The sequence below is a fragment of the Methanococcoides burtonii DSM 6242 genome (assembly GCF_000013725.1).
GTDB lineage: Archaea > Halobacteriota > Methanosarcinia > Methanosarcinales > Methanosarcinaceae > Methanococcoides > Methanococcoides burtonii.
Window position 1 is genome coordinate 1,631,545 of sequence record NC_007955.1, and the last position, 13,230, is coordinate 1,644,774.

The window sequence follows — 13,230 nt, forward strand, 5'->3', positions numbered from 1 at the left end:
ACCAAGATTTGGCACCTCACATCAGCCCCCGTACAAAAGGCTTTTATGCATAAACAGCCATGTCACATCTCATCTGCCCAGAATAACAATTTTGGGCCCGTGGCTTAGCCAGGATATAGCACCGGGCTTCTAACCCGGGGGTCGTGGGTTCAACTCCCACCGGGTCCGTTAGAACTCTTTTGATAGCTCTTTTTTAAGGGCTGTTATTTGCTTTTTTGAATTTTAAAAACATATACACCTTACTCAAAGACCAGCACATCGTTCGCTGCGATCTTCACAATGACACGTGATCCCTGAACATCATCCAGAAGCCGTGTTGGAACATCACAAAATAGAACCACATTACTTCCATCAAGTTCAACTGCCATCAATTTGCTGCTACCCTTATCAGTAACATCAAGGATAGTGCCTGCAAACACATTACCCTCATCTGAAAGCGAATCCTCGTTATAGACCATCAGATGTATGTTTTCCGGCCTTACTCCCCATGAAACATTATCAAGACCCGCCACATCAGAACTTGTAACAAATTGTATACCTCTGCTTTCAAGAACAAAACCGGCAGGACAACTGTCGACCACATTCCCATTCCCAAAGATATTGCTGACACCCACAAGTTCTGCCACATCTCTATCAACAGGAGAATAGAACACATCCCGCGGACTGCCTGACTGGTGAACCTGCCCGTCATGAAGAACCACAACCCTGTCTGCAAGTGAAAACGCTTCTTCGGGACTATGGGTGATAAACATGATAGGAATACCAAGCTCCTTCTGAATAACTTTTATTCTCTCCCTCAAACGCATCCTGACAACCATATCAAGAGCAGAGAAAGGCTCATCCAGCAACAGAATATCGGGACTTGGCGCAAGGGCACGCGCAAGGGCTACCCTCTGTTTCTGACCACCGGACAATTGAGAAGGATAGCGACCTTCCAGCCCTTCGATATGCAACAGCCGAAGCATTTCGAATAACCGCTCCTTCTTCTTCTCCGGACTCCAACCCTTAAGACCATAAACAATGTTCTTCCCCACATCCATATGCGGGAAAAGAGCATAGTTCTGGAAAACATACCCAGGCCTCCTGTACTGTGGCTTAAGATCAATTCCTGACTCACTATCGTAATATGTTTTCCCATTAACAACGATATTTCCGCATTCGGGGGTTTCCAGCCCTGCGATACACCGAAGTGTCGTAGTCTTACCTGAACCGGAGCGACCAAAAAGGACCACCAGCTCATCCCCTACCTCAAAACTGACATCCAGGGAAAAAATATCATCCCCACTACCCTTTCTGCCATGGGACCGATATTTCTTTGACAAACTCACTTTAATGCCCATTTGACGACCTCACACACTCCAACGATCCACAAACTTTGCAGCCATTGCCATGGATACCAATGAAACAACGACCAGAGTGATTACAAGAATGTTGGCAAGAGCATCATTGCCTGACTGGAATGCCGTATAGATAGACAGCGACATGGTATTCGTTTTTCCCGGAATATTGCCCGCAACCATAAGGGTAGCACCGAACTCTCCCACAGCCCTTGCAAAACTTAACACGATCCCTGCAAGTATGCCTTTTTTAGCAAGGGGGAGGGTAACAAAGAGCATGGTCTCAAGCTCACTGTGTCCAAGAGTATAAGCTGCATACTCCAGTTCGCGATCCACCGCACTGATAGCAGAAGCAGTGGTCTTCACCATCAGAGGAAGTGACACAACAAAAGCTGCGATCACCGCAGCATGCCATGTAAAAAGCAGTGACCAGCCTGTAATCTCAAAAAGAAAACTACCTATTGCACCGTTCCTCCCCAACAAAACAACAAGAAGATATCCCGTAACAGTTGGAGGAAGAACAAGCGGAAGAGTTACCAGGATATCAGCCAGCCATTTCCCCCTGAAATCTCTTCTTGCAAGTGCATAAGATATGAGAATACCAAATACAGCAACCAGAACGGTGGACAGAACAGCCACCTTTAAAGTGATCGAGAGGGGGATCAAGGCATCTTCAAGCATCAATTATCATCCATTACAGTAAAGCCATATTTTACGAATATATCTTTTCCTTCATCCGAAATAACATAATCGATGAATTCCTGAGATGCTATCGTCTTATCAGAGAAGGAAACGACCGCAATAGGATAACTAATACTGGTACTCACCGGAATTTGAGCAACAACATCGATCTTATCCATATCTGAGGACATCGCATCGGTCATATAAACAAATCCCGCATCAACTTCCCCGCTCTCAACATAGACGAGCACCTGTTTCACACTCTCCGCATAAATTAACTTATCACTAACATCATCCCACAAAAAAGCAGTCTCAAGTGCATCTTTCGTATATCTACCCACAGGTGCGATCTCCGGATCCCCAATAGCTATCTTTGTAATAGATCCATCTGCAAGGTCTTCAAGGGACTTTATATCATTCCTACTTGGTTCAGGAACTATCATCACAAGAGAATTTTCAGCAAAATCATTCCTTGTATCTGCATAGATCAAATTCTCGGACCCAAGGAGATCCATGTGTTTCTGGGAAGCCGAAGCAAAAACATCGATCGGAGCACCCGCTTCAATTTGCATACGAAGAGTACCCGATCCTGCTAAATTAAGAACGATATCAATATCGGGATGCCCCTCTTCGAACTTATTTTCAATCTCAGTGAAACTCTCTGTCAAGCTTGCAGCAGCTGAAACAGTGACCTTGGACCTCGCATCATTATCCGAGGGCAATAATATCACGAAAGCACCTAGTGCTATGATCAGTACCGATATGATCAATGCTGCCATTAACAAACGATTTTTATCCATACAATACCCCTAGTCACCATAATATACCGTTATGTTTAATAAAACATAACAAAATGTGATTGGATTGCTTGCATAAAAAATTTATTGTCAGACGACAGAAAAGAACTAAACATTAATATTTTCCGATGATCTTGGCGAACATCCTATGGACACCATGTATGCTTAGATCGTTTCCAAGATACAGCATCGGACATCTGCCAGTGTAACATTGATGATCTGCACAAAGTTCTCTCACCGCGGGAGTATCCGTTTTCCAGTGAACCCATGTATTGACCACGCCTTTCTCGAACAGTCCTTTCATAGCATCTGCAGGTTCGGTCTTTGTCAGACCTATAACCACATTTTCCACACCTTCCGGAGCTTCACCTATAGATTTGATTGCATCGAGTTCGGGCCTATCAGAAAGATCAATAAAATGAACCGTTTTTCCTTTCTTCCTGAGTTCCTTGACCGCCCAATTCATTGCAGGCTTTTTCCATCACTAACAAGAATGAATTCATCTGCATCCCAAAACTTCGAATAGGTATTTTCCATTATAATGACCCCCACAATTGAAAACGGTGTATATATTTAGATTGAACAACATGTTCCAAACAAATATATAAATAATCTATGAAGCCACTATTTAAAAGACCTTCTATTTGCCTTATTGTGCATAAAATATGGTAGATCCTTCGATCATAGCCAATAGATATTAAAATAGATACATAAACAACGCTAATGTTCCACTGGAACTAAGGGGGTATTGCACTAATACGCCTTATTCTCGTTTATGGACAGTACTTTCCCAAATGTTACATATTATTATTTTGCAAATATAACTCAGAGAAAAGAAGAAATAATGTAGATTCAGAAGATACACATCTGATCAAAGAACTAAATTGGTACGATACAATGGAAAAAATAAAAGAATTTCTCAAAATGGACAGATTTGCAGAACACATCGATATTAAACTTCTGGAAGTCTCAGAAGGCTATGCAAAAGCAAAAATGGACATCCACGAACATCACCTGAACGGTGTGGGTATCGTTCAGGGAGGAGCAATATTTACCCTTGCAGACTTCGCATTTGCTGCCGCTTCCAATTCTCATGGTACGGTTGCAGTCGCAATAAATGCCAATATATCGTTCGTAACTTCCACAACATCCGGGACCCTATATGCCCAGGCGCGCGAAAATTCAAAAAATCCAAAGATAGCAACCTATACAGTAGACATTACAGACGAAGAAGGAAATGCCATCGCAATATTCCAGGGAATGGCATACAGGAAAAAAATGAGTGTAGATTCATTTATGAGCTAAATTAAATTTCAGGCGTAAAAACTCAACAGCTTCCTTTTCCAGATGATCAAGTTCAAGAAGGAAATCCCTTAGCATCCGATGGTCATCCACTAAACGGTCTGCATTTTTCAGGCTTTCCTTACTGACATAGGTCGGAACAGCCAGACAGAACATACCTGCCCGATTTGCAGCTTCAACACCCATTGCTGCATTTTCCACAACAAGACATTCATTTGCATCCAATCCGAACATATCAGCAGCACTCAGAAAAGGATCAGGGGCAGGCTTACCATTATCAACATCCTCCCCACTTATGACAACATCAAAAATACCACCATAAAGATTAGTGATAATATCTTGCACTATATTCCGGTCAGCTCCGGAAACCACCGCAAGCATAAAACGCTCTTTTAAAATAGGAAGACACTCGAGGACCTCACTAAAAGCCTTCAGTTCTACAATTCTGGCAAACTCATCCCGATATCTGTGTATCAATTCATCTACATCAACTTCCAGAAGATCGATACCATCTTTTTCCAGCAGGAACCTTACGATCTCCACTGTCTTTGAGCCTTCCATATTATAGACATGCCGAGCATCCATGGAAAAACCCATTTCAGCAAAAACGTGGCTCAAAGCTTCGGTATGATAAGGCATAGAATCTACCAGAACACCATCCATATCGAATATCAGAGCTTTTAGCATAATTTACCCTCGAATAAAACTGTATTGCAGAATAACATATATTGAAAATAGTTACAATCAATTACAATAGAACAAGAACATGAAAAGCAATGAAATCCGGAGGATTTACTTTAAACGGATCTCCTTTTCATGTCTGTGAAGTGCGATCTCAATATTAGATTTGAGATCTTGTTCTTTGAACGGCTTAGATATGTACCCATAAGGTTCTGCGACCTTAGCCTTCTCAAGTGTATTATCATCGGTATATGCTGTAAGGAAGATAACAGGAATATCAAATTTGGTACGAATCTCATTTGCAGCTTCAATGCCGTCCATGTCTCCTCTCAGCATAATATCCATCAATACAAGATCGGGATAAAAAAGGTCTGCTTTAGTAATTGCTTCCTCCCCGGATGAAGCAGTACTCGGAACTGAATATCCCAAGCTTTCGAGCTTGTTCTTGATGCTCAGCGCCACAATATTCTCGTCTTCGACGACTAAAATGTTTGTCCCTTTCATCATGCGCCCTTCACTCCCCAACTTTTAGTAAACGTGCCCCTAAAAACTTTAACATATGTATAGTCCATGAAATTTGTGCTGCTGCCGTCAATAAATGAATTAAACAACTATGGACTTAACGAAGTAGTTTTCTTAATATAGATACATTTTGAGATACCTATACTATAACCAGTCGCGATTAGTATAAATTTATTTTCATTACCTGTTCATGAACATAAGATCTTTACTAAATTCGACCACAAATGTAGGTGAATTGTGTTAGTAACAGAGCATAAATAGTATTTGCTGAAAGATCTGCAACAACATTTCGGAAAAGGGAAATTCACCATTTCAAATGATATGAAATATTTTTTTAAACTTTTTCATAAATAAGATTAATATACCATTATTTTAAAAATGTTGACGAAATTTGTATAAATAAGAAGTTCATCTGTAGATAACAATGCCGGAAAATATAGAACACACACCATTGACATCCTGGAATCCTGAGATGAAAGCTCCATCAATTGACGATACCGCATATATTCACCCACAAGCAATTGTGATCGGAGATGTAACCATTGGAAAAAGAGTAATGGTATCCCCCTTTGTATCCATAAGAGCCGATGAAGGTAGCCCCATCAGCATTGGTGACAACAGCAATGTTCAGGATGGAGTTATCGTGCATGGCATGAAGACAATTGACATCAAAGGAAATCCAATTAAAGCGAATTAGGTGAATGTGGAAGGTAGACCATATTCAGTATATGTAGGAGAAAGAGTTTCAATTGCTCACCAATCACAGATCCACGGCCCGGCTGCAGTCTGTGATGATGCATTTCTCGCAATGCAGACACTGGTATTCAATGCAAATGTTGGTAAGGGCTCCGTGCTTGAACCCAAATCCGGTGCTTTTGGCGTGGAAATTCCAGAGAACAGGTATGTCCCCGCAGGAATGATGATCACCAAACAGGAAGATGCAGACGCTCTGCCGGAAATATTCGAAGGATATTTCTTTGAAAGGACCAACAGAGATGTAGTTTCCGTGAACATCGAACTTGCCAAAGGATATAGGGAAAAGAGTGAAAAATAAAAAGGGATCAGCTTACGTAAGGATAACCTGCTGACATCCATGCCATAATACCGCCTTTCATATTATAGACATCCGTATAACCGGCGTTAACAAGTGTTTTACTTGCCCTGACACTTCTTACCCCGGTACGGCAATAGACCAGTATGACCTTGTCCGCTGGAGCTTCATTAAGCCGTGTCCCCAATTGTGAGACTTCGATATTTACTGCACCTTCGAGATGGCCTGAATTGAACTCACTTTCCGTGCGCACATCCAGAAGAAAAACATCTCCCTTATCGAATATATCTTTAGCCTCATGAACGGAGACATCAGTATAGCTCACATCTGTCCCATTTTGATTTGGTGCAAATTTATCATATCCAATAAATCCTAAAGCAATGCATGCGATCACCAATAAGATCACCAACATAGTGATATTATTTGAAAGAATGCTCATTTTACATCACCCCGGCAAAAGAAATCTCCTTCGAAGCCAAACTGCTTGTAAACATAACATTCCCTGCAAAGACATTCCTTTTTTTCCGGAAGCGGGCGATCATTACCGCGTGCACAGAACATATAACCATCTCCGGGATATGAAGGACAACGTTTGCAGTTGCAAGCTTTTGAATGGTGGAAAGATGGGCATACCCCAAAATATTTCCCACCGGACAGTCTTTTCTCAGTATCTGACATTCGCAGCCCCCCACATAGAGAAAATATTTAGTTTTCTTTAAGCTTCTTTTTTGCAATCAGTCCCAAATGGTCCTCATGGAATGGTGCAAGATCGTATTTCTTAATAACTTTGAATTGAGTATCAAAGTCCTTTTCCAGTTTGTTCACTTCCTCTTTGAAGACCTTGGAAGGATTCGCCACCGTATCGATACTTCTGGCCTTAATGGAAAGAAGCAGATACCCATCTTCCTTAAGGAATTGCCCCGCATTCACCGCAGCGATCTGCGCCTGATTCGGCTGAGCAACATCCTGGAAGATCACATCGACCTGTTCAACGATATGAGCATAAAGTTTCGGACGGGAGGCGTCTGCAAGTATTGGCACGATATTGGACCTTGTATCACAAAGCTGGATCAATTCCCGCATCGTACGTGGAGAGAACTCAACCGCATAGACGATACCATTGGGAAGCATATCTGAAACGTGGCTTACAGTAGTGCCGGATGCGGCTCCAAGATACAATACCCTTGAATTGCTTTTTATGGGCACCTTCATCTTCTTGATAACCATTGCCGCGAGTTTGCTCCTGCGAGCATCCCAGGCACGATATTCCTCACCTTCTTCCTCCAGCAGATTCTCACCATAGACGTTCGAGCCGGGGTTGGCATTCTTTGTAGCCAATATCTTCTTACCACCTTTTCGAACCTCGAATATGCCCTCTGAGATCTCATTCACATCCATTTATCTCTCGCCTCCTTTATTTTTACCCTTGTATCCTTTACCAGCGGGTTTTTGTTTAACGGGAGGCTTTGGATTGGCAGCTTTTATAGAATTTACCTTCTTTTCAAGGTCGACCTTTATCTCAGGATGCAATTCACCGGAATAAACATCCATGCGTGCTGCCAGACTTATCTTTGCAGCCAGCGCACGTGCGATCTTACCCCTCTGCCACCAGGGAGAGTTCTTGACCAGAGGATTATTGAATATTATACCGTGCTTTGGGGACGGTGCTCGCCCACGAAGATGTTTAAAAAGTGCCCTATTGGCACCCATGACCTGAACTGTGCTCGATGGCAATTGAGAAAGCCTTGCGAGGCCACCTGTCATACTAATAAAACGGGCACCGATGAGAGACCCTGTGATCAATGTAACGTTCGGTGCCATTTTTTCCATATTCCTGACTATACTCGCTTCAATGCTGTGCCGACTGTCATAAAGTTCACAAGCATTGGAAGCAAAGCCCTTTATAAGTTCCTCATCAGCAGAAGGGAGTTCAGAACCCATGGAAGAGGTTGCCTTTTCGAACATAGGATGTTCGGCAGGAACGTTGTTGCGTGAACCGAACTCGCTAACGAAACGTGCAAGCGGTTCAGAACTTAGACCCAATTCCGGAAAATGCAGACCATACCATTCGGACAGACGTTCGGAAAGCACGTTGACAACATCATCGATATCATCCAGCGCCTCTACCGCCTGAATTATTTGCATATCCGGAGTATTCGTCCTCGATATCTGTAACTTCGCAGCACGAATAGACACATCCCTTAACAGAGAATTGTATTCCTCATCGTTTTCCACGAACCCGCATTCAATGGCCACTGTACGTATATCGAAACCACTGCCGGGAGAATATGCGACAACGTCCTTCCGGAGCAGAAGTTCCGCAAGCTCATCAACATCTTTGTTGAAAGGTTCACATTCACTAACACCATCGTCACCGATGGTCAGTATACCATACCAAGTAATGATCTTCAAATCAATCCTTCCATACCATTGCACCGGAATTGTTCGCTTTAGTAAGGACAACGGTGCCGCCCCCTGTCTCATCAAGGAAATGTTGCACTTCATCCCTTATTTGCTCAGCCATATTTCTGTTATCAATAAATCCAAATACCGCAGGACCAAAGGAGCTCATCCCTGCCCCACATGTACCAAGGTCCTGCATAAATTCCATAAGGTCCCTTACTTGCCGGGATTGCAAAGCAACTTCGCGCTTCTTGAAACCAACATTCTGTAAATGGTCCACGGCAAACCCGAAATTCTCTATATCGCCTTCGAGTATAGCAGGCAACATCTTCATCAGCACCACATGACAGACTTCCTGTACCTCGCTCAAAGGTATAGGACATTCCGTTTTGAAAATATCGACCTCTTGCGAATCATGTGCACCAACAGAATCAGGAATTGCGAGAATAATGTCCCAATCCGGAAGATCATGCCTGAAAACGACAGGAGCAGGTGCTGCTTTGCTGGCAGAGGAAGGAGAGAAAGAACCTTTCTCACTGAACTTATGCCCGACATCAACAAGAAAGCCACCGCTTTCAAAGGAGGCGACTCCAATTCCAGAAGTACCGCCCCTGCCAACTGCGATAGCAAGCTCCCTCACGGTCAGCCCGAGACCATAGAGCTCGTTCACTGCCGCTGCCGCACTCAACGCAGACTGTGTCCCGGAACCAAGACCCACATGGGCAGGCATATCCTCTTCGACATGTATGAGGACACCCTCCCCCACAGAAAGAACAGCCTTTGCTGCTTCGACCATACGGTCTGCAAAACTGCAGTTACCCGTCACTTCGACCCCATCTGCCTTTTCAGCAGAAAGCACAATATTGGGATGGTCAAGAGTTATCCCTACACCGCCATCTATTCTGCCGATCTCTGCATTCAGATCTATCAATGATAGATGCAATCTGGATGGAGACCTTATTTTGATCATGGTCGGTTATCTGTGTTCATATTATTAAATACCTAACACTATTGAAAAATGAGGCTGTTAAGCCCCGGAAAGTTAACTGGAAGAATATCTGTTTTTCGCAAACCACCAGCCGGTCTTCAGCACCTTTACATTGAATATGAACATCAAAAGCGGAGGAATAAAAGAACCTATCCTGAAACGGATTGAACCTGACAGGTGCATATCGAACGCCTCTTCCATGAACACCGGATATAAAGAATAACTGAAACTTCGGGCTCTTCCCCGAACTATGGAAGCCAGCGTATGTAGATAGCCACACAACATTCCCGTGTCAGCAGGGTCAGACAATCCATACGTAAGATCGAATACGAGGTCCCTTATGTGTAACTGAAAAAGAAGACCCTTCATCAAATGGAGGAACTGCCCCTTTATAGCATACCCTTTCCTTGCCATTTCATACGTATTTTTCGGAGGAAGATCTGTATCCTCTTTTGTAGTGTTCTCCTTTGTAGTGTTCTCCTTTGTAGTGCCCTCCTCTGTCGAAGTTGTGCCATTCGTGACAGGAACCTCTTTTGAATCAGGCTGACCTGAAAAACTGTAAGACAGGAACATCCACTTCAAACTGACATTGCTTCGGACCCCGGAAAGACCACCATTAACATCAAATGCTACAGCTATAGGTGCCAGCAGGATCAGTGCCAGCAAGAAGAGAATGATCAGAACTATTACGTAAAGGAAGAACATCAGTTCCAAACTATCACTTGCCGATAAAAGAAAAAGGAAGTTTATTCAGCATCCTCAGATGCATCCTTATTTTTATCGTCTTTTTTCATTTTGCCTTTTACAGACCTTATCTTTTCGTAAACCCCGGGAACTGCATCGAGGAGTTTGCCAAGATCACTATTTCCGGCAAGGGTCATCAGCCTTACACCTTCATCGGATATCACTAGAAAAGCAACTGGTTCGATCTTAGCACCGCCACCACCGCCACCTCCGAAACCGGATTCAGACCCACCTTTGGAACCTTCACCCCCGCCGCTTCCAAACCCAAAGGAAACCTTGGTGATAGGAAGGATAGTTTTATCCCCGGCAATGACCGGTTCACCAACAACTGTTTTAGCACTTACCAGACGTTCAAGTTCACTGGTAACTTCTTTCATAACATCTTCAAGACCCATAAATAAACCCCCATATTAGTTCTGAGACCGCACATATTCAAATGAAAGATAACTATGAATATCTATGTTGATGAACAGTTAAAAAATTAGCCCCATGAGAAGGGAATAGAACAGAAGTTACTGCTCGTCATTATCCATAAAGAAGTTCATAAGAGAATACTTCACTTTTTCAGGATCAACATCCACGAACTCACTCCTCTCTGCCGGCGGGAACACTTCAAATACCGAGAACTTACCAAACCTCTTCTTTGAATCCGTGAGGAACCTCCCATCAAGAAGGATGCGAGCACCATAGTCGGTCGGAGAACGTACCACACGCCCCATGGCCTGTCTGATCTTACGGATCGTCGGGACCTGGATCGCAAACTCCCAGCCTGCACCGTAGCCGAAAACATGGTCATACGCTGATTCCACTGCATTCATCCTGTCATTGAGTGCAGGATAGCCGACACCTATAATGATAACAGTCCGGCCACGACCGTCCCTATAATCAATTCCTTCGCTTAACGTACCCCAAAGATATGAGAGCAGCACTGCTTTGCCGTTTTCCTCTCCTATTGAGAAGAACTCTTCCCGTACATCCTGTGATGATATGCCTACCTCATCAAGGAATACCGGCACATTGACAAGGGGTTCGATCTTTGAATAATACCGTTTGGCCTCAAATGCACTCTGGAAAAAAAGAATAACATTGCCCTTCGAATTTTCGATAGAATCCAGAAGCACCTGTTCCAGAAGTTCGGTTACATGCCGATCATCACGGTTCTTGGCAAAGAGAGGAGGAATAGAAACTGCGATCGAAAGCCTTTTTTCTTCAGGGAAAGAAGTACCATAGGACATCTCACACGTATCCCTCGTGATACCCAGTGTCTTTTTCACCATCTCGAATGGATGAAGCGTTGCCGACATTAGGATCACTGAGAACAGAGAATTGAAAAGCGGTTCGGTCACGTTTTTCGGGATGCATGTAAAAAGCTCGACACGTCCATATATCTCATCGTTCATATCCCTGCGGACATTCAAAATGGGATAGTAGTTCAGATTGTGAGATAGTTCGATATAAGCTGACATAAAATCCGCAACATATCTTATATGTGAACGTTTCATGACACTACTAAGGCCTTTTTTGTATTGGTCCCTATATGTCTCGTCCAGTTTAGCACCAAGCTCACTTGCTTCAGAAAGCAATATCTGTATATCATCCTTCTCACCAAAATCCCCCTTCGCCTGACGGAGGAACTTACCACGAACAATGTCATTGCGTTCATAAGGGTCGCTTATGCGTATATCATACCAGTTCTTTCTGACACGTTCACGTTCACCGAACTTGAACCTTGAATTGTAGGTATCAGAGATCACCTCAAGGAAGATATTGAAAAGATTATGAATATTGTCATCTGCCAGAAGATCAAGATTTGCCTCAAGTTCAGTTATTGCTTTTTCAATTGAATGTTCGGTAAGGGATAAAGACGAATGGGATCTGGCAGCGGATTCGAGATTATGGGCCTCATCAAAAATAACAATGGTCTCTTGGGGCTCTTTTTCAATCCAGCCCAGCACCGTTGAGAAAATATCCGGATTCAGAACATGATGGTAATTACATATCAGCAGATCTGCATGCTTTAACTCCCTTTTCACCAACTCGTAACCACACATACCATCCTTGATAGCATGATCATTGATCTCCTCAGGAGAGCGTACTTCTTTGTAAAGCCATTCTCTGAACTTCTCACTATCGGAGCGTAAAACCTCATAAAGGTCATTGCATGCACGATCACGAAGCCCTCTTGCTTTCTCTTCCACAGCATCGATCTCTTTTGACAATTCATCCCTAAGTGTCACGAATGCCGGGTCGTGGGACTTTTTGTAACTGTCGCGTGCGGAATTCAGTTCCTGTCTTTTAAGATAGATCTCTCGCTCCGTCTCCATCAGTTCAAAGGTGTTCTCCCTTTTAACAGAACATTCCTCATAATCAGCTTCCTGGGGGCACATCGCGGTCTTGCCTTTTATGACCGCGACCTTGACATCCTGAACCTTTTTTATATCACGTGCCTCATTAATGAACTGTACCATTTGCTGATGAACATTGGTAGCGATGATAACGGTCTTGCCTAACATTTTACCAACATGAAGTGCCGGAACAAGTGCACTAAGTGTTTTACCGGTCCCACATGCTCCTTCGAACAGCACTAGCTGTTGCTGCATAAGTGCACTGTGAATACGGTCCATTGCTTCCTGTTGATTAGGATAGCATGAACTTTGCGTAAAATATTTCATAAATGCAGGCTTGTCGCTCATCGCATCTCCTATGATGCTACCCTACTTTAAT

The 13,230-nt window shown here is 43.3% G+C and carries 17 protein-coding genes and 1 tRNA gene; 4 read left to right on the forward strand and 14 right to left on the reverse strand.

Annotated features, from left to right (window positions below; all coding sequences use genetic code 11):
* The first annotated feature begins 93 nt into the window (after positions 1-93).
* Positions 94-168: transfer RNA gene (locus tag MBUR_RS08000), tRNA-Arg, on the forward strand.
* Between the two features lie 71 nt (positions 169-239).
* On the opposite strand, the gene MBUR_RS08005 is transcribed toward MBUR_RS08000, so the two are convergent.
* From MBUR_RS08005 to MBUR_RS08020, 4 genes are all read right to left on the reverse strand, one after another.
* Complete coding sequence (locus MBUR_RS08005; protein WP_011499601.1) at positions 240-1,340, reverse strand: ABC transporter ATP-binding protein; 1,101 nt, start codon at positions 1,338-1,340, stop codon at positions 240-242.
* A gap of 9 nt (positions 1,341-1,349) precedes the next feature.
* Complete coding sequence (gene modB, locus MBUR_RS08010; protein ID WP_011499602.1) at positions 1,350-2,018, reverse strand: molybdate ABC transporter permease subunit; 669 nt, start codon at positions 2,016-2,018, stop codon at positions 1,350-1,352.
* Positions 2,018-2,818 (reverse strand): molybdate ABC transporter substrate-binding protein, encoded by an 801-nt coding sequence (gene modA, locus MBUR_RS08015; RefSeq protein WP_011499603.1) that lies wholly within the window; start codon positions 2,816-2,818, stop codon positions 2,018-2,020. Before modA ends, modB begins: the two co-directional genes overlap by 1 nt.
* A 112-nt stretch (positions 2,819-2,930) precedes the next feature.
* Positions 2,931-3,281 (reverse strand): hypothetical protein, encoded by a 351-nt coding sequence (locus MBUR_RS08020; protein WP_011499604.1) that lies wholly within the window; start codon positions 3,279-3,281, stop codon positions 2,931-2,933.
* 431 nt (positions 3,282-3,712) lie between these two features.
* On the opposite strand from MBUR_RS08020, the gene MBUR_RS08025 reads away from it, so the two are divergent.
* Positions 3,713-4,120: a PaaI family thioesterase gene (locus MBUR_RS08025; RefSeq protein WP_011499605.1), complete on the forward strand. Its 408-nt coding sequence runs from the start codon at positions 3,713-3,715 to the stop codon at positions 4,118-4,120.
* On the opposite strand, the gene MBUR_RS08030 is transcribed toward MBUR_RS08025, so the two are convergent.
* Positions 4,106-4,804 (reverse strand): HAD family hydrolase, encoded by a 699-nt coding sequence (locus MBUR_RS08030; RefSeq protein ID WP_011499606.1) that lies wholly within the window; start codon positions 4,802-4,804, stop codon positions 4,106-4,108. The genes MBUR_RS08025 and MBUR_RS08030 overlap by 15 nt on opposite strands.
* Before the next feature lie 105 nt (positions 4,805-4,909).
* Positions 4,910-5,302 (reverse strand): response regulator, encoded by a 393-nt coding sequence (locus MBUR_RS08035; protein WP_048063601.1) that lies wholly within the window; start codon positions 5,300-5,302, stop codon positions 4,910-4,912.
* Between the two features lie 442 nt (positions 5,303-5,744).
* Here MBUR_RS08035 and MBUR_RS14410 point away from each other — a divergent pair, with 442 nt between their 5' ends.
* Together MBUR_RS14410 and MBUR_RS14415 are read left to right on the forward strand one after the other, a co-directional pair.
* Entirely contained in the window at positions 5,745-6,017 is a 273-nt protein-coding gene (locus MBUR_RS14410) for a hypothetical protein (RefSeq protein ID WP_232221885.1), read from the forward strand.
* Between the two features lie 6 nt (positions 6,018-6,023).
* Positions 6,024-6,374: a hypothetical protein gene (locus MBUR_RS14415; RefSeq protein ID WP_232221886.1), complete on the forward strand. Its 351-nt coding sequence runs from the start codon at positions 6,024-6,026 to the stop codon at positions 6,372-6,374.
* Positions 6,375-6,381: 7 nt separating this feature from the next.
* On the opposite strand, the gene MBUR_RS08045 is transcribed toward MBUR_RS14415, so the two are convergent.
* The 8 genes from MBUR_RS08045 to MBUR_RS08080 all read right to left on the reverse strand — a co-directional run bounded on the left by MBUR_RS08045 (position 6,382) and on the right by MBUR_RS08080 (position 13,199).
* A complete protein-coding gene (locus tag MBUR_RS08045; RefSeq protein ID WP_011499608.1) occupies positions 6,382-6,810 on the reverse strand; it encodes a rhodanese-like domain-containing protein in 429 nt (142 codons plus the stop codon).
* The gene (locus MBUR_RS08050) at positions 6,807-7,049 is read right to left on the reverse strand and encodes a DUF2769 domain-containing protein (protein ID WP_011499609.1); all 243 of its coding nucleotides are present in this window, start codon (positions 7,047-7,049) and stop codon (positions 6,807-6,809) included. Before MBUR_RS08050 ends, MBUR_RS08045 begins: the two co-directional genes overlap by 4 nt.
* 27 nt (positions 7,050-7,076) lie before the next feature.
* A complete protein-coding gene (locus MBUR_RS08055; protein WP_011499610.1) occupies positions 7,077-7,769 on the reverse strand; it encodes a fibrillarin-like rRNA/tRNA 2'-O-methyltransferase in 693 nt (230 codons plus the stop codon).
* On the reverse strand, positions 7,770-8,783 hold the full coding sequence (locus MBUR_RS08060) for an NOP5/NOP56 family protein (RefSeq protein ID WP_048063320.1): 1,014 nt from the start codon (positions 8,781-8,783) through the stop codon (positions 7,770-7,772).
* A 1-nt stretch (position 8,784) separates the two neighbouring features.
* Entirely contained in the window at positions 8,785-9,744 is a 960-nt protein-coding gene (locus MBUR_RS08065) for a beta-ribofuranosylaminobenzene 5'-phosphate synthase (RefSeq protein WP_011499612.1), read from the reverse strand.
* Positions 9,745-9,816: 72 nt separating this feature from the next.
* Entirely contained in the window at positions 9,817-10,467 is a 651-nt protein-coding gene (locus MBUR_RS13035; RefSeq protein ID WP_011499613.1) for a DUF2953 domain-containing protein, read from the reverse strand.
* A gap of 41 nt (positions 10,468-10,508) precedes the next feature.
* Positions 10,509-10,901, reverse strand: a complete 393-nt coding sequence (locus MBUR_RS08075; protein WP_011499614.1) for a GerW family sporulation protein — start codon at positions 10,899-10,901, stop codon at positions 10,509-10,511.
* Between the two features lie 117 nt (positions 10,902-11,018).
* On the reverse strand, positions 11,019-13,199 hold the full coding sequence (locus MBUR_RS08080; protein WP_011499615.1) for an ATP-dependent DNA helicase: 2,181 nt from the start codon (positions 13,197-13,199) through the stop codon (positions 11,019-11,021).
* Between the last annotated feature and the right edge of the window lie 31 nt (positions 13,200-13,230).